The following is a 19,105-nucleotide window of genomic DNA, read 5'->3' on the forward strand; positions in this document are numbered from 1 at the left end:
ATGGAAACGTTTCAAACCATATTCGTGATGATATTCTGGACTCTGTTCGGAATTTACTTCGCATATAAACTCTATCGTTCCATCCGAATCGTTTCCGCTCAGGATTGTATCGTGGTGGAAAAGTTCGGAAAATACAGCAGAACCTTACACGCGGGTCTGCATCTTCTTTGGCCCTTTATCGAAAAGGACGCGTACTATCATACGTTGAAAGAACAAGCAACGGACGTTCCTCCTCAAACTTGTATCACAAAAGACAACGTACAAGTGGACATGGACGGAATTCTTTACTTAAAGGTTTTGGATCCGCATAAGGCGAGTTACGGAATCAACGACTATCAGTTTGCTTCCTCTCAACTCGCGCAAACCACGATGCGCGCGATCATCGGAACTATGGATTTGGATGTCACGTTTGAAACCAGAGACGCGATCAACAGTAAGATCTTAGAGGTTTTAGACTTAGCCACCGAATCTTGGGGAATCAAGGTCAATCGATACGAGATCGTAAATATCACTCCTCCTAAGTCCATCTTAGAAGCGATGGAAAAAGAGAAGAAAGCGCAAATCACCAAGAAAGCGCAAATCTCTCTTTCGGAAGGAGATAGGGACGCAAGGATCAATCGATCCCTCGGTTTTAAGGAAGAAGCGATCAACAAGTCCGAGGGCGAAAAACAAAAAAGAATCAACGAAGCCGAAGGGGTCGCCAAAGAAGTGGAAGCAATCGCAATCGCCACTGCAAAGGGAATCGAACTACTCGCGGGTTCCATCAGCGTAAAAGGCGGAAAGGATGCGGTCAAACTTCGGATCGGTCAAAAGTTTATCAAAGAATTTGAAAAAATTTCGGGTAAAAAAACGGAGATCGTTTTACCTCTCAATCTGACGAACTTTCGTTCCATCTTAAAATCGGTTTTAGGAAACGTAGATCAGAAAAGTTGAATGTAGTTTTGGGCGGAACTACTACGAATCAATTCTTTTCAAATCGTATGCAGAGAATTTGTTCGTCGGAACTCCGATAAAATCGTATGATTTTGGGGCAGATTCAAAAAATAGAAATTTCTGATTTTGATGGAAAGGAAGAAATCGTTTTTTTAAATCGAACAAAACGATTCTTGCATATAAAAACCCGGTGAACATCCGGGTTTTCTTTTTTTGAACTTAGGGATTCCGATTTTACGTTACAATCGTATATTCATCCTTGTAAAGTCCCTAACAACCCGCAACGCAAAACTCAACCTCGTTTCCTAAGGGTCGCTCGGTAACGCTGCTCGTTCGAAGACACGAAAGTCTCACTCCTTCGCGCCGTAACTCATAGGGAACAGCGCCACTTGAGTTACGCGGGTCGTTCGATCGTTTTTGGGACAAGTTACAGATCAGAGCCTTCGACTCTGATCCACAATTTCGGTGATTTGAACTCCGTAAAAATCCTCCATTGCAACCAGTTTTCCTCTTCCGACCAAACGACCGTTTGCAAGAATGTCCAGGTCTTCTCCCACATTCTTATCCAACTCGACAACCACACCTTCGTTCAGACCGTTTACGTCTTTGATGTACATGTTCGTTCTACCCAACTCCACTGTGAGCGCCAGGTTTACGTCCATGAGCAAATTTAGGTTTGTCGACTGGGTTGGTGAAGACTGACGAGACGTCGGCCTCGGAGCGGAAGGCGCGGGAGTTGAGGAAGGTCCAAGCGCGGCAGAAATGTCCGCGAAAGATGGAGAATCCGTTCCCGAACTTTCGCCGCCTCCCCCCGTTTCTCCACCGGCTCCGCCCAAAAGAGAATCGAGTTCTCCGCTTAAATTGAAATCGGACCCGCTTTCGACTCCGGTAGCTGACGAGGCTTCGCCGCCTCCCCCCGTTAAAAGGGCGTCTATGTCATCCTGTGAGAGTGACCCTTCTCCCATTTTTCTTTCTCCTTCACAAATCCGATAGTAAAGAAATCGACAGAATCTTAGATTCCTACAAGAGTATTTTCAGATCCAAACGAGGTACTTTAAGTTTTGAGTTCCCCCATCCCATCGGAATCCGCTTCCGGAAAATCCATCCTTTCCGAAGTTGATTTTACAAAAACAAAGAGTTTTCTTCACGGAGAATTGAGCGCCCTCGGTTTTTCCAATCTCGATCTTCCTGCGGTAACTTCGGAAAAAAAAGATCTCAAGATTGAATTTCCAGTTACTTCGATTTCCAAGGCTGCCCTTTTGGATTGCCTTCAGATTCTCAAAAACCATATCGAAAATTTAAGAATCCATACGTTTGAACCCGGTTATTACTGTATCCAAGCTTTGAATGAAAACCTATTCGAGACAAAAAATCTTTTAGATACGGTCCGCTTTCGATTCTATTCCGGAAGAACCAAAAATCGAGTCGAAATTACAAAAAAGGGAGATTTCACTAGAGAAGAATTATTTGCAATCGTTGCCCTCTTTCAATTCTTGAAATCGGAAAAAGGAACCGAAACGGCAAACCCCGAAGAACTTTTAACCTCCCTGGGAGTGGAGGTTTTCCGACCGTTCGAAGCGGAGAAGAACGGAAAATCGATCACTTTCGACCAAATAGCGGGATACGAAGGTGTCAAACAGCAGATTTTAGAATCCATCATTCTCCCCTTAAAAAACCCCGAAATGCTCTCCGAACTTTCCAAATTGACCCGAAAATTTCCAAGCGACACTCGGCCCAGAGCCGTCCTCTTTGAAGGAGATCCCGGTGTCGGAAAAACCACAATGGCCCGAGTTGTTTCCTGTATAACCGGACTCCCTCTCATCTACGTTCCGGTGGAATCCATTATGAGTAAATACTACGGAGAAAGCGCTCAGAATATGGCCTATGTATTTGACGCGGCCGCACTGTTTCCGGCCTGTCTTATTTTTTTGGATGAAATCGATTCTCTTGCGGGAAGTAGAGAAGAAGGAATGTTCGAGGCCACTCGTAAAATTCTTTCGGTTCTTTTGCGTAAAATCGACGGTTTCAGTAGCCAGAGAAATTCGGTCACAATCGGAGCCACAAACCGAAAGCAGGATCTGGACCACGCGCTTCTTTCCAGATTTGATCGAACGGTGTATTTTCCATTACCCGATTTGTCGGAAAGAGCCAAGATTCTGGAGACCTACGCGATCCATCTCTCGGAAACGGAGAGAACGCGGATTTCAGAAGGTTTAAACGGGAATTCCGGAAGAACCATTCGTGATTTCTGTGATTTAGTGGAAAGAAAATGGGCTTCTTATCTGATCGAAAAAGGATTGAAACCAGTCCCGCCTCCCTATGAGCTGTATCTGGAAAATACCTCCAAACCTGAGAAATAATCTCGGATTTTTGAATAAAAAATGATGCGTTCATTCAATGTGGAGTCTATTGTTCCCGATATTAAACATAGGATTTTACGATCAGCGTTTGTGTAATATACGTCTGATTAGTAAAATTCAAATATCCGCTTCACTAAAGGACAAGGGGAAATGAAACTTCAAAAGCTATTTTTAGCCGTTTTAGTCGCAATTTCGACCGCGGTGTTTTCTCAGCAAAATTCCGGGTCAGATCAGAAATCACAGCCTTCAGACGCTCAGTTAGGCCAGTCCATCCTGGAAACGGAGAGAAAACTCGATGAAAAAATTTTCGAACTGAACCAAAGACTGACACGTCATACGGTTCTTATGAAAATGAAAGTTCGAGTGCTTCCTTTCAGAACGGTTCTGTTTAAAGGAAAGGCAAACAACGACGAATGTGCTCCGGCGATCAACCAGGAAGATCCCGCGAACAATTGTATCCGCGTCGAAGTTTACGACTTTATTCGCGACGAGGAAAGAGGTTTAAACAAAACCGTACAAGGGTCACTCGCGAAATATATGGAGCTTTTCTTCGAAGGCCAGAATAGCAACGATCCGGAACCAAGATCGGAACCTCCAAGAAACATCAATAAACTGAAATCCAAAATCTATAAAAACAATATGGTTTTGGAAGATAAAATCATATCCGAAGTGATGGACAGAGGAGCGAATACTCAACCGTCTCACAACGATAAGGTGGAAATCTTCTTCCAAAAAGACAACTATCCGGATTATGGCCGTCCTGAAACTCCCGCCGAAAAAGGCGTGGGCAAATACATACTTGCAGGAGTTGAAAATACGAAAACCCACCCGATCCGGAATTCATTCAAAAAAGAATTCTACATCAAACACTTGGACCAATTTGACAGACTCTTTACGAAAATTTTCGATTACAACGATCAGTTAGGAAACGAAAATTATAAAGAGAACGTAGACGCGCTGAAGGAATCTCTCCGCTACTAAAAAAGTGCGCTACATTCTCCCCTGTCCCCGATGCCGGACGGAGCTCAGGATTCCCACAGATTTGGGAAAACTGACCGTTCGGTGTCCGAGGTGTTACGAATCGTTTTTGTTCGACCCGGAAACCACCCGTCAATACGGCGACGGTCGCTTTGAAGAGAATTCTAAAAAAGAAAACCCTTACCGTACAAGTTCCTTTCGTACGTTTTGGGAAAATTTCAAACAAAACATTTCCAATCTCGGATCCCGACTACAAGGTTTGCAGGGCCAAACTCCCGGAAAAAAACTCGCAAGAAATCTTTTATTGATCCTCTTGGCGATCGGAATCGTTCGTACCTGTTTTTTTTCTCCATTTCAAGATTTGCAGAATTCCCCCGGCTCAACTTCTCCTCCGGAAATCATGCCGAAAGAACCGTCCCCGCCGCCTCGGGAACAATCCGAACCTAAGTTTGAAATCTAAGCCGTTCTTTCCATCTTGAATCTACTGATTTGTAAAGAAGAATGGAGAATCGCAAAATCGAATCGATTTTCCATCAATGATCCCGATAAGATCCGACATATATGCAATATTTTGAATAAACGAGAAGGAACTCGTTTAAAAGCCGGACTGATAAACAAAAGTCTTGGAAAATTGGTTTTAGAAGAAATGGATTCTGAAAAAATCATCGGCACGTATAAACCGATCCTAACTCCCAAATCTCGTTTTCCGGAAGTCCATATCCTACTCGCAATCAACCGACCCCCGACGGTCCGAAAAATTCTTCAGTTGGCGGGAACCTGGGGAATCGCTTCCATCCATTTTTTTATTAGCAAGAATTCTAGAAAAGAATACCTGACCTCCCCCGTTTGGCGACCCGATGAAATCGAATCGGAACTCATAGAGGGTATGGAACAGGGAAAGAATATCTTTCTTCCGAAGGTTCGTTTCGATTTTAAGAATTCTACCGAAACGGTTCTTGAGGAGAAACTGAAGGAGTTCGAGTTTACGTTTCGTTTTGTCTTGGATCGAAAGGGTTTCACTCTTCCCGAAATCGTAGAAAATAAAAAATCAGATTCAAATTTTGGAATGTCTTCTTCGACTCGGATCTTAGTCGCCGTCGGTCCGGAGAGCGGTTTTGTTCGAAATGAAATCGACTTTTGGAAACGTTTCGATTTCAAAACCCTGAACCTTTCCACTCGGGTCTTACGCACCGAAACCGCGGTTGCGTTTTTTCTTGCAAGGCTCGAAGAAAAAAATCTATTTTTAAAAAGTTAAATTACTGGAGAACAATACTTTCTGTTCGTCCTGAGCTTCGTACTGGCCGGAAGTCGTATCATAAACCCATTTACGGACGTTCTGAAGTCTGATTGCCGCAAATCCAAGATTGATCGCCAATTCGATCGCTCCCTGAGAACGATCATCCAATTTGAAAGCTTCCTTATTTTGGTCAAAACCCTTCTTCATATAATACCCGTTTACGAGGAACAAACTTCCGATCGGAATGTAAATCCCCAAAAACACCCTGGAATTATCGGGTCCGGAATAATTTTCGTAATTCGACTCGATTGCAAATCTGTAAAAACTGAATAAAACCGTGGTAAAATGTCCTTTGACCTTCGCGCCGTCGGGATCGGCCAACTTAGCGGCCTCGAGTTTTGTCTGCGGAATATGACTCTGCAAATTACTCTGATATCTTTCCAATTCGTAAAAACTGTCGAAATACATCGGAATGTACGTGGCGGACATATTTCTATACTCCGGTTTTATCTGTACATAAATGTCTTTTCCGCCCAACCGAAGAATGGCCCCATAATGGGTTCCTTTGGCGTTCTCAATCTGTTTGATTTTGTTCACGTCGTAGTAAGGAGTCAGTTCTATGTATTTCGCACTCAGTAGTTTGTATTCGAAGTCAAAACCGCTGATCGTTAGTTTTTCCGTGGATTTGACGAGCGGATTATTGTTATCGTCCACCTTTAGTTTTCCCACGGTATCGAACTTAAGTTCCAGTGGAGCCTTGTTATCGAAAGCAGTCGTATAACCGATCGCAAATCGATTTGCAAAATTATCCTGATTGAAGAGTTCTTTTAAATTTTGAGGCTTTTCCGGTTTTTTATCCTCGGGAATCATTTCTTCTTTTTTTTCCTTTGTCTTTTGGTCCTCAATCAAAGCTCGATACGATTCTTTTTCCTCCGCGCCCACCTCCTCGTAGACCTTTGTCCTTCCAGCTTCGTCGGCTACGTTTCCCTGCCCGACCGTTAACATCGTTAAGAATTTGGAACGACCCGTGATGATATCGAAAAGTTTGAATCCAATCGCAAAAGGTCGGATATAAACCCGCGCGGAACTGACTTCTCTCGTATAAATCGAATTCGTAAATACCTGCACTCCTCCGTAATCGCTGTTCATATCCGCATGAAGACCTACGTTATACACATCCAAACGTTGATTGTTTACGTATCGGTTCACGATGGTTCCGTGTCCGATATAACCGTCGAACAACTTTCCCAAATAAGCGGAATACGTAATTTCTCCGGGAGTATATTTTCCGAATTGACCGAACCAAATATTATTGATCAATCTTAGATAATCGCTCTTTTCATTGTAATCGAAAGACCGTAACTTTCCGATCTTGGAATTTTCCTGTTTAGGGTCCGCGTCGTAGATCAAAAAGTTCAAAGGCAACGTAAGCGAAGCCCCAAAATCCCCTCCGAAGTTTAGATTGACGGTCGGAGCGACATAAAGGTAGTAATCTTTCTGATATTTATTGATTCCAAGATCGTAAGTAAACGGATCGGTGGGATGCATATACTGTCTTCCGGGCGGAATCCAGAGCTGAGCCTGAATTCCCGTTTGAACCGCGAAGAATAGAAAAAGAAATAGGAAAAGGTATTTCGAACGTTTGGTCATGTCGAATTTGATATACACAGAAGATTCCTTAGAAATCCCGCTACACTCTCCTCATCGTAAGCTTCACTCAATTATCGGAATGAATATGCCCAAAAAACCGGGCATAAAACGACTTACGGTTTTGGGGTTAAATGGAATCAGAAAGCTCAATAAATTGCAAAGGAAATTTTTTACAATCCCATCCGTATAAACAGATCCAAATTTCAATATAACGGATTTTCGTTTGACTTCTATGCCAAAATTCGCAGGATACAAAAAGGAGAAACAAATCGAATGCCCAGAAATTATAAACCCGAGACAATCGCTCTTCATGGAGGTCAATCTCCGGACCCCACGACCGCCTCCAGAGCCGTACCGATTTATCAAACCACATCCTATGTGTTCAAAGACGCGGACCACGCAGCCAGACTTTTCGGCCTGCAAGAATTCGGAAATATCTATACAAGAATCATGAATCCGACCACGGACGTTCTCGAACAGAGAGTGGCGGCTTTGGAAGGTGGGGTCGCCGCACTCGCCACCGCGTCGGGTCAGGCTGCGGAAACCCTCGCACTTCTGAATATCGTAGAAACCGGTCAAGAAATCGTCGCGTCCTCCTCTCTCTACGGCGGAACTTATAACCTCCTTCACTACACGTTTCCGAAATTCGGAATTAAGGTTCACTTTGTGGATCCTTCCGATCCGGAGAATTTTCGTAAGGCAGTGAACGATAAAACCAGAGCCTTTTACGCGGAAACATTAGGAAATCCTAAATTAGATACCTTGGATCTGGAAACGATCGCAAAGGTCGCTCACGAATCCGGCGTTCCTTTCGTAGTCGACAACACATTACCTTCTCCGTACTTAGTCAACCCGATCGAACACGGCGCGGACATCGTGGTCCACTCCTTGACTAAGTTCTTAGGCGGACACGGAACTTCCGTCGGTGGAATCATCGTCGACTCCGGTAAATTCAATTGGGGCAACGGAAAGTTTAAAAATTTTACGGAACCCGATCCGAGTTATCACGGTTTAAAGTTCTGGGACGTGTTCGGAAAGTTCGAACCGTTCGGCGGAGTGAACATCGCTTACATCATCAAAGCAAAAGTGCAAGGCCTTCGTGATACGGGCGCATCCCTTTCTCCTTTTAACGCTTGGCAAATTCTACAAGGTGTGGAAACCCTTCCTCTGAGAATGTACAAACATTCCGAGAATGCGCTTGCGGTTGCACAACACTTAAGTAAACATAAAAAAGTTTCCTGGGTAAACTACCCGGGTTTAAAAACGGATAAAAACTTTTCCCTTGCAAAAAAGTATCACAAACGAGATCTTTACGGAGCGATCCTTGGTTTCGGAATCAAGGGCGGCGCTACGGAAGCGAAAAAGTTCATCGACGGGCTGGAATTATTTTCGCTTCTTGCTAACGTAGGAGACGCAAAATCTTTGGCGATTCATCCCGCATCCACAACGCACCAACAATTGACTCCGGAAGAACAAGTTTCCGCCGGTGTGACCCCGGACTTCGTTCGTCTTTCCGTAGGTCTGGAAAACATCGAAGATATTTTATTCGATCTGGATGAAGCTCTGAAGAAAATTTAAAGGTTCGGCCGATTTGCCTTTTTTGATATTTCAGGGAAGCTACTTTTCTTTTCATTTCTCGTCGAAGAAAGATACTGAAAAGTTATACGATGAGAAAAAAAGTGGCTACCAAATCTTATGAATGAATCTGGATCCATCGGAATCATTGAAACCAAATACGCAGAGTTCAAGGAACTTCCTTTGGACAACGGTTCCGTCTTATCTCCGTTTGTCGTCGCCTATGAAACATACGGCTCTCTTTCTCCTTCTAAAAACAACGCCATCTTAATCTGTCACGCTTTGTCGGGAGACGCACACGCCGCCGGTTATCATTCCGAGTCGGATAAAAAACCCGGTTGGTGGGACGATTACATAGGTCCCGGAAAATCCTTCGACACGAATCAATATTTCATCATCTGCTCGAACGTAATCGGAGGTTGTAAGGGTTCCTCGGGCCCTCTTTCGATCCATCCCGAAACGGGCACTTCGTACGGTTCTCGTTTTCCTTTCGTTTCGATCCAAGACATGGTAAGAGCCCAAAAACTTTTGGTGGAATTTTTAGGCATCGAAAAACTTTTCTGCGTCGCGGGCGGTTCTATGGGCGGAATGCAAGCCTTGGAGTGGAGCATCGCCTATCCCGATTCCCTTTCGAACTGTATCGTGATGGCTTCCACATCGGAACATTCGGCGATGCAAATCGCCTTCAACGAAGTGGGAAGACAGGCGATCCTCTCCGATCCGAATTGGAACAACGGCCTCTACGATGAAAATTCCCCGCGCAAAGGATTGGCTCTCGCGAGAATGGTCGGTCATATCACGTATCTTTCGGACGACAAAATGAGGGAGAAGTTCGGTAGGAATCCTCCTCGCGGTAACATCCTAACCACGGACTTTGCGGTGGGAAGTTATCTCATCTATCAAGGAGAAAGTTTTGTGGATCGTTTTGACGCAAACTCTTATATCTACGTTACGAAAGCGTTGGATCATTACAGCCTTGGAAAAGGAAAAGAATTGACCGCCGCTCTTTCACCGGCGACTTGCAGATTTTTAGTCGTGTCTTACAGTTCGGATTGGTTATATCCTCCGTTTCAATCTAGGGAAATCGTAAAGTCTCTGGAAGCCGCGGACAAACGAGTGTTCTACTTGGAACTTCAATCCGGAGAAGGTCACGATTCTTTTCTTTTGAAAAATTCGAAACAAATCGAAATCCTAAAAGGATTTTTGGAAAATCCGAATTAATTCATGACTCCTCTTGAAAAAAAAACGTCCATCGATCTGGTTTTGAAAGAAAGACCCGACTTCGCTTATATTCTCAATTTGATTCCCGCCGGTTCCAGAGTTCTGGATCTGGGTTGTGGAAACGGAACGTTACTCTATCTTTTAAAAGAAAAAGGAATCCGAGGTCAGGGAATCGAAAAGGACGAAGACTGTATCGTGGAATGTATCCAACGAGGGGTTTACGTTCATCACGGGGATATCGACGAAGGTCTCGAACATCACCAGGACAAACGTTTTGATTTTGTGGTTCTCAACCAAACGATTCAAGAAACAAGAAACCCTGGAGAAATTTTAAAGGAATCCCTGCGGATCGGTAAGAAGGTCATCGTCGCGTTTCCGAATTTCGGTCATTGGAACGTTCGTTGGACGATCTTAACCACGGGTAAAACTCCGGTTACGGATCTGCTTCCCTATCGTTGGTTCAATACTCCGAACCTTCACTTTCTTTCCGTTTTGGATTTTATAGAATTTTGCGAGATTCAAAAATTTAAAATCGAAAACAGGGCGTATTTCCGGGATCTTTCCCAAGTTCGGTTCCGCCCCAATTTCTTTTCCAAACTTGCGCTTTTTGTAATATCCTAATTTTCTAATACAGAGAGTGTTTGAGTCCGATTTCGATCAGATCGGTCAAAACTTCCTCCATAGGAATTCCGGCGGTCTTTGCCTGTTGCGGAATCAAACTCGTCTCCGTCATTCCGGGTAACGTGTTGGTTTCCAAGATATGAGGTTCCCCGTTTACGATGATAAAATCGGTTCTGGAATATCCTCGGCAACCGAGGGATTCGTGCGCGGCTATCGCAAGTTCTTGGACTTTTTTCATCTCTTGTTCGGAAATTCTTGCGGGTGTGATTTCGCGGGAGCCGCCTTGTTTATATTTGGATTCGAAGTCGAAAAATTCTCCACCGGGCACGATCTCGGTTGCGGGTAACGCGATTCTTGTCAATCTTTCGTTTCTGTATCGTTCCAAAACTCCGCAGGAAACTTCGGTTCCTTCTAAAAAGGACTGACTCATCACCTTAAAGTCGGATTCGTACATAAGAGCGAGTTGTTTGGAAAGTTGTTCCTTGTTTGTAATCTTATGTGTGGAAACGCTCGATCCTCCTTCCACCGGTTTTAAAAACTGAGGAAAACCTAAGTCGGTTAATTTGTGAACGGCAGCCTCGGGAGAATTCATATATTCCAACTTACCGATTTCAAAAAAAGGAGCCACCTTCTGACCGGATTGCAAAAAAATCCGATTGGCTCTGGTTTTATCCATCGCGATCGCGGACGCAGCGACTCCGGAACCCGTGTAAGGAATTCCCAAAACTCTTAGAAAACCCTGGATCGTTCCGTCTTCTCCCTTACCTCCGTGAAGTCCGAGAAAAACGATGTCCGCGTCCAAACCGGAAATAAAATCCGTTTTCGAAACGCCGTTCCTTTTTTGAAATTCTTCCCGAAACAAATCCGGAGAATTCGCTGACTCAAACGGGATCGACATCCGATATTCTAAGGGAACCACCCAATCTCCGTCCTTGGTCCAGAGAATGGGTTTGACCGAATGTCCCATCGTATGCAGAGTCTTACAAATAAAACATCCGGTCCGAATCGAAATACTGTGTTCCGTAGAACTACCCCCAAAAAAAACTGCGATCTTATACAAAAGAAATTCTCCAAAAGGAATGGGTTCGTTTCCAACTTCCTAAAGAAGTTTAGAATCTTTTGCATCGTAATTCTTCTCTTCTCCTCTGAAAACATCTTTTCGGAATATCCTTCCAAACCCGTGGGAGAATTCAAATCCTCGTATGATCAGTTCTGGTTTTTGTATCAAAAAGAACTGAGAGCCGGAGAATCGGAAGTTATCTTCCGTCCCTTCTACTCGAGTTACAGAGAAGAAAAATCGGCGTATCGATTTCAAACCGTTCTTTATCCGATCTATTACAGCGAAGAAACCAAATACTGGAAGGTCTGGACCTTTCTCTTCTTTTTTTCGGGAACTTCCACCTTACACGAAGATGCGGGCGAGGATTCGGACGTTTTAACTCCTCTTTTATTTTGGGGTTGGGGTGATACCGCGAGAGAGAAATACTTCGGTTTTTTTCCGATCGCCGGAAAGTTAAGAAACAAGATCGGTTATTCCGAATTGAGTTTTATTCTATTCCCCCTTTATACCAACTGGAAGTATAAGGACTACGACGCGACCGCGATTCTCTGGCCTTTGTTCTTGTCCGCGTCATCCGAAACCAGAGAAGAATTTAGGATCTTCCCTTTGTATTCCAAAAAGGTGCACCGAGGTAAGTATGAACGATATTCCATTTTGTGGCCTATCTTTCAGTGGGGTACCATGTTTCAGGATAAAAAAGAACCGGTTCATTACAAACTTTTCTTTCCCTTGTTCGGATTTAAGGATTCGGAAGCGGGAAACATGAAGTCCAGAGGTCTTTTGATCCTTCCCTTACTCGGTTCGTTTATAGGTTACGGATACGATAAACGAACGGGAGAAAAAGACTTCAACGCGTTATTCTTTCTGTTTCAATACGGAACTAACCAGGACGAAGATTACGGAAAACTCATATTCTTTCCTTTTTTCGGGCATTATAGATTCGCTTCCAAACAGACGACGTTCATCACTCCGTTATACTTTCATCTGCAAACGGACACGTATCATATCCAGTCCGACGATACGTTTTTGATTCCGTTCTTTTTCCATTCCAAAAGAAAATACGTTCAATGGGATCGGGACGAAAGTTATCTGAAACTCTGGCCCATTTTTAAATACCAAAAGGACAGAGAGGGAAACGTGGTCTGGAACGTATTGTCTTTATTTCCGATCAAATCCGAAGTTGTGGATCGAATCTGGGATCCTCTTTGGTCGATCGTGGAATATCAGAAACTTTCGAACGGAGAAAAAAGGGTTTCGGTTTTGATGAGAGTTTATACGCAGAGATGGACGGAGACCGAATTTCACGCGAGTATTCCCTTCGTTTTGGAGCTTTCATTGACTCCGGAAAAAACTTCCTGGAAATTCCTTTACGGTCTCATCGGCTATGAAAGAATCGAAACGAACCGGAGTCTACAACTCCTCTGGTTTATCAAAATATGATCGGATCGATTCAAGAAAAACTCACCGAATTTTTTTATGCGAGCGGTTTTACGATCCTTTTGGTATATGAGAGTATTCTAAACATCCCTTACGGTTTTTTTAAAAGAAAAGAAATCCTGGATCAGATGTACATCACAGGAGTCGGAAGTATATCCGTGGTTTCGATCGTCGCGGTTTTTACGGGTATGATCATGTCGCTTAACACCGGACTGGGATTAAAAGACTTCGGCGCCGAAGGCCAAATCGGTCTTTTGATGACGATCACTCTGACAAGAGAAATGTCTCCGTTTATGACGGCGCTAATTCTCGCGGCTTCGATCGGCTCGGCGATGGCTGCGGAGATCGGAACGATGAAGGTTTCGGAGGAAGTGGACGCGCTCGAAGTAATGTCCATCGATCCGGTGCGTTATTTGATCTTTCCCAGAATTTTAGGTTTTTCAGTCATGGTTCCGGTGTTATGCGTTTATTCCACCGTTCTCGGAATTTTAGGCGGAGCGATCGTCGGTTATTTCCAACTTGGAATCGATTACATCACCTATTTCAGAGATGTGTTCGATCGAATCGCGTCGATTCCGGGTCTGAAAGATTTGTATGTGGGAATCCTAAAAGGTTTTATATTCGGAATCATCGTTTCTGCGATTTCCTGTTCCCACGGACTTAGAACTTCGGGAGGTGCGATCGGAGTCGGACGAGCTACGAGAGAATCCGTGGTGACTTCGTTTTTGATGGTGATCTTTACGGGTTATATGATCACCGCCCTATTTTACAGAGATTAAACGATGGAATCTTTTGCAATCGAACTCAAAAACGTCCATAAAACTTTCGGCAAAAGAAAGATTTTGACGGGTATGAATCTCCACGTAAAAAAAGGAGAAACACTCGTAATACTCGGACCTTCGGGAACCGGAAAGTCGGTCACTCTCAAACATATCACCGGGCTTTTGGAACCCGACGCGGGAGATTGTTTTATCTTCGGGGAAAGTATTTCCAGAGTGGGCATCCAAGTAAAAAAGAAATTGAGAGCCAGGATGGGAGTTCTATTTCAATCCGGCGCACTCATCAACTGGCTGACGGTTTTCGACAACGTGGCCCTTCCTTTGAGAGAACACAAATTGGCTTCGGAAGAAAAGATTCAAGAAATCGTTATGCAAAAATTAAAATTGGTGGATATGGTGATCGCTAAGGATAATTTTCCGAACGATATTTCCGGGGGTATGAAAAAAAGGGCGGGAATTGCAAGGGCGATAGCGACCAATCCCGAAATCATTCTCTACGACGAACCTACTTCCGGACTGGATCCAGTGATGTCTAACGTGATCAACGAACTGGTTCTCAAAATTCAAAAAGAAACCGGCGCCGCACAAGTCGTAGTCACACACGACATGTCCAGCGCTTATAGGATCGCGGATCGGATCAGCTTCGTTTATAAAGGAAAGATCGTGTTTACGGGAACGCCGGAAGAGATTCAAAACTCGGACAACGAGTTGATCCAGCAATTCATACACGGAAAAACGACCGGGCCGATGATTCTGGAAACCAAAGAGTAAAATCGTAATTATATGAGGAGAATCTAATATGAATTCGTTACGTTACCTGCTCGTCGGAGTCATTTTTACCGCGGCCATCGCCGTGGTCGGTTATTTTACGATCATTACCGAAGGCGGCCCGGTTAAAAAAAAGGGCGAGTTTATGAAGGCCACCTTCCGAAACGCGGAAGGAATCAAAGTCGGAAATAAAGTGACGGTTCAGGGAGTTCCATTCGGTTATGTTTCCGCGATTCGGTTGATCCAAATCGACGAAAACGGAATCGAGGTTCAAGCCGGAGAAGCGGGAATCGGAACCAGGGTGGAAATCACGATGCTTCTCAGGGAAAAAATCAATCTCTACGACAACTACGATATCATTATCAAAAACGAAAGTCTTTTGACGGGACGTGTGATTTCCATCGACCCCGGCACTACGGACCCCGAATCGAGACAATTAAAGACAAGATCCACCCCCGTTACGATGGTGGACTACAAAGCCGCCGGAGCTCTCAAAGGAAGGGTCTTACAAGATCCTTTGGTGAGTTTGTCGGAATTGATTTCCGAAAACAGGGGAGACATTCGTAAGACATTTTCGAATATCGCGGACATCACGACCAAAATCAACACGGGCGACGGAAGTTTAGGTAGACTCATCAACAACGACGACGTTCATAAAAACGTAAACACGGTTCTAACCGACGCACAGATCGTCCTAAGGGAACTCAGAGAAGGACTCGAAGACACGAGGGAACAGACCCCGGTTACGAGCTTTATCCGAGCGGCCTTAAGCGCTTTTTAATATTATAAAAACCTGTCCCAATATTGGGACAGATTCTTCCAGCTTGATTTTTCTGATAAAGTTTAATTAACGTGAATTCGGTATAACAAATGCGAAAGCGATTGTAGTGGAAATTCCGAAGGAATTGGAACGAAAAGCGCGGTCGCGAGCTATTTTAGCTATGAAATTCGCGAGCGATTCGCCCAAGATTTCTTACGTCGAACTCACGTTAATTAAAGTTTTGGACGCGCTGTAAATTAATTTAATTCTATATTCTAATGAAACAATATACCATATCTGTCATAGGAACCGGAATCATGGGCCGGGGAATCGCAGCCAACCTCGCAAAAGAAGGCCACAATCTTCGACTCTACGCAAGAAACGTTTCTAAAATCCAAGATTTAAAAAAAGATAACGTACAAATTTTTGATTCGCCCGTCGAAGCGGCCAAAACCGCGGATCTCGTTGTTTTGTGTTTAACCGAAGATACGATCATCGAAAAAGAAGTCGTTACATCCGGACTTCTGGAAGTAAAACCTCCGATGATCCTGGATTGTGGAACCACTTCTCTTGCACTCACCTTTCAACTCGCCGAAGAATGTTCCAAACGTAAAATTCGATTTTACGATTCTCCGATGACCGGTTCCAAAAACGCGGCGAGAGACGGTCAGATTTTGTTTATGGTGGGAGCGAAAAAAGAAGAAGTAGCCGATATACAATACTTTTTTAATATATGCGGAAAGAACGTCGTTTATTGCGGCTTTTTAGGCGGAGGACAAAAGGCAAAACTCGCGCTCAACCTGATCCAAGCGGGAATCTTTCAGGTTTATATGGAAGGTTTTGAACTCGCAAAAAATGGCGGAATAGAACCGGGAATCTTAAAAGACATTCTTCTGCAATCCGCCGCAAAATCCGGAATCGCAGAATTTAAGTTTCCGTTTGTTTTTTCGGAAAACTATGAAACTCACTTCTCGTTGAAGAACATGAGAAAGGACGTCTACCACGCGATGGAACTCGCCAAAGAAAACAAGACGAACCTTTCTCTTTGTAAAAATCTTCCCGCGATCTACGACGCGGGAATGAATGCGGGTTTTGGAGAAAACGACTTTTGTAGTTTAAACGAAGTCACAGCGAAGATCCGTCCTCCCAAATCAGAGAATCCGTAATCGCCTTTCCTTCGCGATCGACCTTCAAACGAATATGCACTTTTTCTTTCCGAAGCCTTTTTTCGTATTCCAACGCTTTTGTTTCGTTCACATAAAAACGTTCATTACCGATTTGGAATCTTCCATACTGGCAGTAACCGCGAAGATACAACTTACAAAGGAGTCGATTTTTTAACGTCTCAGGATCGCAGCTTTCGACAAAGGTTCCCGCATCCGTTTCCATTTTCCCCGAGTACGGATAACATACGCAGTGTTGTTCGGTTTTATTGAACTTAGAGAAAGAATTGGCCGTTTGAGAATACGTACACAGAGAATCCGCCTGGTAGTTTATATTGTAACGCAGATAATGTCCCGCCAAAAGATCTCTTGGATCGTAGCCGGTAATCGGCAGAATCAATTCTTTTCCCGACTTCTTTATAAATTCCAAATATACGATTTCCGAACCGAAAAATGCGATCGGAAGGAGCAATGCGACCGGAAGGATTCGTTTTAGAAATTTCATTCTTCACCACCTAACAAACTTCTTACCTTGGATTTGTATTTTAAGTATCCGATCGTAAGTCCTATGATGAGCAGCCCGGAAACGATAAGCCCGAATCCTGTGTAAGTCAGACTACCGAACAAGTCGAAGTAAAAGAATAAGAATCGAATTCCGATGATCGCCAAAGAAAGATCGAAAATTCTTTTGTGATTTCGAAACGCGGAGGCCATTCCCAACCAGAAGCAGATAAACAAAAAAGAAGGAATCAAAGTAACGAAATAATTCCAAATCTGAGAACCAAGCGAAACGATCGGAACATATCGAAACGGATGCGGAAAATACAATAAAAACATAAAGAACAAACTAAAACCCAAGGACTTCTTTTGGTTCTTTGAAAAATCGGCGTTCGAAATCAAAAGATAAAACACAGGAACCAAAATCAAAATTCTACAACCGAGAACCATCCAAGGGAACGGGGCCGTATAATGAACGAATCCTAAATTTTCGGGTAACTCCGGAATCATACCCGCAAAAAATCCTCGGAAAGAACTTGCGGCGATCAAAAACAATACGGCCCAAAAAAACAAAGTCCCCTTTCTGGATTCTAAAACAAACTTCTCGGCAGCCAACCAAATTCCCAAATAAACCGCCGCAGAAAAATAGAAATAATTGATTACATATTCTTTTTCCCAAAAGGAATTCTGATCCGTGATCCAACCCGTTATAAAGATTTGAAATCCGACGATCCAAAGATGGAGAAATGTTTTGGAATCCGTCGCGATCAAAAATAAAAAGGTGAGAATACACCAAAGCATCGCCGCTTCGTAATATTTACCTTCCAAGTTATAGACCTGCGATACAAGTCCGATCATTCCCAAAATCAAAATCGAATTGAGAACGATCAAGACCGTGAGCAAGTTCGGATTTTCTCTTTTCCAAAAAGCAAGTCCGGCGACAAACGCCAGAACCGAAAGACCGGCGCCTAACTTTACAAGATCATGAATTTCTTCCCAATTGGCGGCGATGATTGCGATCACACCGATTCCGACGACGATCACACCTAAAATGAGAAACGAATAATAGAGATACGGAGTTTTTCGGGTTCCTTCGAAGTTCAGAATCGCGTCCGATTGTTCGGACCGGATCAGCCCCGCCTCCACCCATCTTTTTAGTTTTTGTTCCAAGCGCATGTTTAAGGTCCTTCTTTTTTATTCTTTTGTCTGTGTGGCTAAAGCCGCTTTTAGCCCACGCGCCAAGTCAGTCGTTTTACCCGCGCCCCAGAAATGCAAAAATAGGATTCTAGGATTTTCAGTTGTCATGTGATTATGAATGGCGACGATACGGATTTTTGCCGCTAAGAGCGTTTTCAAAACTCCTTGAAGTTCATTTTCCAACATCGCAAAATCTCCGTCTACAACAGCCTGCGTATCACTGCCGACAAAAGCCGCCCATGTATTGACACCCATTGCGTTTCCCATCCTGTGCCCTTTCATGGCCGTAACTTTTTCGATTTCCGTAAAATTCAAACCTGCCTCGGCGCCTAAAATAACCGGTATGATTGTCAGTGTGACAAATACAAAAGATAATATCTTGAAACCTTTTTTCATGTTATTTTCCCTCACTCAATTCGATTTTAAAGAGTAGGTTCTCAAATTTCCCGTAAACGAGTTCGTCAGTCCTCATCCCCGAACGCTTTTTTCATCGCAGCCTGATAACGTTCCGTGTAGAGATTTTCCGGAGTCGGTTTCGGATTCCCTATGGTCTTCAGTCTTTTGGCGTTTTCTTCGATTCTTTCTTCGTTCAAAGGATGGGTGGATAAGAATTTTATAATACGCTTATCCGGTCCCGTTCCCCCTTCCTCTTTTTCCTTTTTTTCGATGAGAACAAAAAAAGATTCCAAGGCTCCCGGATAGTATTTCGTGGATTTCAAATATTCAAAACTCGTCGAGTCCGCTTCCGCTTCCGCCGAACGACTGTTGGCTAAGGTGAGAATTTCCCCGCCGACCCTGGATCCTAAATTGATAAGATTGGCCGCGTCCGATCCCAAAAAAATCGTAAGACCGATGTAATACTAGGTGT

The 19,105-nt window shown here is 43.8% G+C and carries 19 protein-coding genes and 1 pseudogene; 13 read left to right on the plus strand and 7 right to left on the minus strand.

Annotated elements, in window-relative coordinates; genetic code table 11:
- Entirely contained in the window at nucleotides 1–933 is a 933-nt protein-coding gene (locus LEP1GSC060_RS10535; protein WP_003003329.1) for an SPFH domain-containing protein, read from the plus strand.
- A 434-nt stretch (nucleotides 934–1,367) separates the two neighbouring features.
- On the opposite strand, the gene fliN is transcribed toward LEP1GSC060_RS10535, so the two are convergent.
- Complete coding sequence (gene fliN, locus LEP1GSC060_RS10540) at nucleotides 1,368–1,898, minus strand: flagellar motor switch protein FliN (RefSeq protein ID WP_003003576.1); 531 nt, start codon at nucleotides 1,896–1,898, stop codon at nucleotides 1,368–1,370.
- A 96-nt stretch (nucleotides 1,899–1,994) separates the two neighbouring features.
- Here fliN and LEP1GSC060_RS10545 point away from each other — a divergent pair, with 96 nt between their 5' ends.
- From LEP1GSC060_RS10545 to LEP1GSC060_RS10560, 4 genes are all read left to right on the plus strand, one after another.
- Nucleotides 1,995–3,293: an AAA family ATPase gene (locus tag LEP1GSC060_RS10545; RefSeq protein ID WP_003003376.1), complete on the plus strand. Its 1,299-nt coding sequence runs from the start codon at nucleotides 1,995–1,997 to the stop codon at nucleotides 3,291–3,293.
- A gap of 150 nt (nucleotides 3,294–3,443) precedes the next feature.
- Entirely contained in the window at nucleotides 3,444–4,274 is an 831-nt protein-coding gene (gene fcpB, locus LEP1GSC060_RS10550; RefSeq protein WP_003003590.1) for a flagellar-coiling protein FcpB, read from the plus strand.
- A gap of 61 nt (nucleotides 4,275–4,335) precedes the next feature.
- Nucleotides 4,336–4,731, plus strand: a complete 396-nt coding sequence (locus tag LEP1GSC060_RS10555; RefSeq protein WP_003003556.1) for a hypothetical protein — start codon at nucleotides 4,336–4,338, stop codon at nucleotides 4,729–4,731.
- A 15-nt stretch (nucleotides 4,732–4,746) separates the two neighbouring features.
- Entirely contained in the window at nucleotides 4,747–5,526 is a 780-nt protein-coding gene (locus tag LEP1GSC060_RS10560; RefSeq protein ID WP_003003467.1) for a 16S rRNA (uracil(1498)-N(3))-methyltransferase, read from the plus strand.
- Here LEP1GSC060_RS10560 and impL63 read toward each other — a convergent pair.
- The gene (gene impL63, locus LEP1GSC060_RS10565) at nucleotides 5,515–7,158 is read right to left on the minus strand and encodes a cytoplasmic membrane protein ImpL63 (RefSeq protein WP_036096121.1); all 1,644 of its coding nucleotides are present in this window, start codon (nucleotides 7,156–7,158) and stop codon (nucleotides 5,515–5,517) included. The two genes, LEP1GSC060_RS10560 and impL63, sit on opposite strands and share 12 nt — an antisense overlap.
- 273 nt (nucleotides 7,159–7,431) lie before the next feature.
- Between impL63 and LEP1GSC060_RS10575 the strand changes: the two genes are divergently transcribed.
- The 3 genes from LEP1GSC060_RS10575 (at nucleotide 7,432) to metW (ending at nucleotide 10,575) form a co-directional block, all read left to right on the plus strand.
- Nucleotides 7,432–8,736 (plus strand): O-acetylhomoserine aminocarboxypropyltransferase/cysteine synthase family protein, encoded by a 1,305-nt coding sequence (locus LEP1GSC060_RS10575; protein WP_003003426.1) that lies wholly within the window; start codon nucleotides 7,432–7,434, stop codon nucleotides 8,734–8,736.
- A 117-nt stretch (nucleotides 8,737–8,853) separates the two neighbouring features.
- Nucleotides 8,854–9,954, plus strand: coding sequence for a homoserine O-acetyltransferase MetX (gene metX / locus LEP1GSC060_RS10580; protein ID WP_003003567.1), 1,101 nt, complete (start codon nucleotides 8,854–8,856; stop codon nucleotides 9,952–9,954).
- Nucleotides 9,955–9,957: 3 nt separating this feature from the next.
- A complete protein-coding gene (gene metW, locus LEP1GSC060_RS10585; RefSeq protein ID WP_003003311.1) occupies nucleotides 9,958–10,575 on the plus strand; it encodes a methionine biosynthesis protein MetW in 618 nt (205 codons plus the stop codon).
- Nucleotides 10,576–10,579: 4 nt separating this feature from the next.
- Here metW and LEP1GSC060_RS10590 read toward each other — a convergent pair whose 3' ends face one another.
- Complete coding sequence (locus tag LEP1GSC060_RS10590; protein WP_003003335.1) at nucleotides 10,580–11,635, minus strand: D-alanine--D-alanine ligase; 1,056 nt, start codon at nucleotides 11,633–11,635, stop codon at nucleotides 10,580–10,582.
- Here LEP1GSC060_RS10590 and LEP1GSC060_RS10595 point away from each other — a divergent pair.
- From LEP1GSC060_RS10595 to LEP1GSC060_RS10615, 5 genes are all read left to right on the plus strand, one after another.
- The gene (locus tag LEP1GSC060_RS10595) at nucleotides 11,591–13,075 is read left to right on the plus strand and encodes a hypothetical protein (protein WP_003003537.1); all 1,485 of its coding nucleotides are present in this window, start codon (nucleotides 11,591–11,593) and stop codon (nucleotides 13,073–13,075) included. The two genes, LEP1GSC060_RS10590 and LEP1GSC060_RS10595, sit on opposite strands and share 45 nt — an antisense overlap.
- Nucleotides 13,072–13,851 carry an MlaE family ABC transporter permease gene (locus LEP1GSC060_RS10600; protein ID WP_003003559.1) on the plus strand — a complete coding sequence of 260 codons (780 nt, stop codon included), beginning with the start codon at nucleotides 13,072–13,074 and terminating at the stop codon, nucleotides 13,849–13,851. The genes LEP1GSC060_RS10595 and LEP1GSC060_RS10600 overlap by 4 nt, the downstream gene beginning before the upstream one ends.
- A gap of 3 nt (nucleotides 13,852–13,854) precedes the next feature.
- Complete coding sequence (locus LEP1GSC060_RS10605; protein WP_003003518.1) at nucleotides 13,855–14,622, plus strand: ABC transporter ATP-binding protein; 768 nt, start codon at nucleotides 13,855–13,857, stop codon at nucleotides 14,620–14,622.
- A gap of 28 nt (nucleotides 14,623–14,650) precedes the next feature.
- On the plus strand, nucleotides 14,651–15,400 hold the full coding sequence (gene mce, locus LEP1GSC060_RS10610; RefSeq protein WP_003003540.1) for a mammalian cell entry protein Mce: 750 nt from the start codon (nucleotides 14,651–14,653) through the stop codon (nucleotides 15,398–15,400).
- 257 nt (nucleotides 15,401–15,657) lie between these two features.
- Nucleotides 15,658–16,545, plus strand: coding sequence for an NAD(P)-dependent oxidoreductase (locus LEP1GSC060_RS10615; protein WP_080634548.1), 888 nt, complete (start codon nucleotides 15,658–15,660; stop codon nucleotides 16,543–16,545).
- Here the strand turns inward: LEP1GSC060_RS10615 and LEP1GSC060_RS10620 are convergent.
- The 4 genes and pseudogenes from LEP1GSC060_RS10620 to LEP1GSC060_RS10635 form a co-directional block, all read right to left on the minus strand.
- Nucleotides 16,505–17,047, minus strand: coding sequence for a GDYXXLXY domain-containing protein (locus tag LEP1GSC060_RS10620; protein WP_003003512.1), 543 nt, complete (start codon nucleotides 17,045–17,047; stop codon nucleotides 16,505–16,507). The two genes, LEP1GSC060_RS10615 and LEP1GSC060_RS10620, sit on opposite strands and share 41 nt — an antisense overlap.
- The gene (locus LEP1GSC060_RS10625; protein WP_003003550.1) at nucleotides 17,044–18,216 is read right to left on the minus strand and encodes a DUF2157 domain-containing protein; all 1,173 of its coding nucleotides are present in this window, start codon (nucleotides 18,214–18,216) and stop codon (nucleotides 17,044–17,046) included. The genes LEP1GSC060_RS10620 and LEP1GSC060_RS10625 overlap by 4 nt, the downstream gene beginning before the upstream one ends.
- A gap of 18 nt (nucleotides 18,217–18,234) precedes the next feature.
- Entirely contained in the window at nucleotides 18,235–18,633 is a 399-nt protein-coding gene (locus LEP1GSC060_RS10630) for a DUF1259 domain-containing protein (protein WP_003003308.1), read from the minus strand.
- Between the two features lie 65 nt (nucleotides 18,634–18,698).
- Nucleotides 18,699–19,094 (minus strand): annotated as a pseudogene (locus tag LEP1GSC060_RS10635) (M48 family metalloprotease); the annotation flags it as partial.
- Nucleotides 19,095–19,105: the final 11 nt, after the last annotated feature.

It is taken from the genome of Leptospira weilii serovar Ranarum str. ICFT, assembly GCF_000332415.1.
Lineage (GTDB): Bacteria > Spirochaetota > Leptospiria > Leptospirales > Leptospiraceae > Leptospira > Leptospira weilii_A.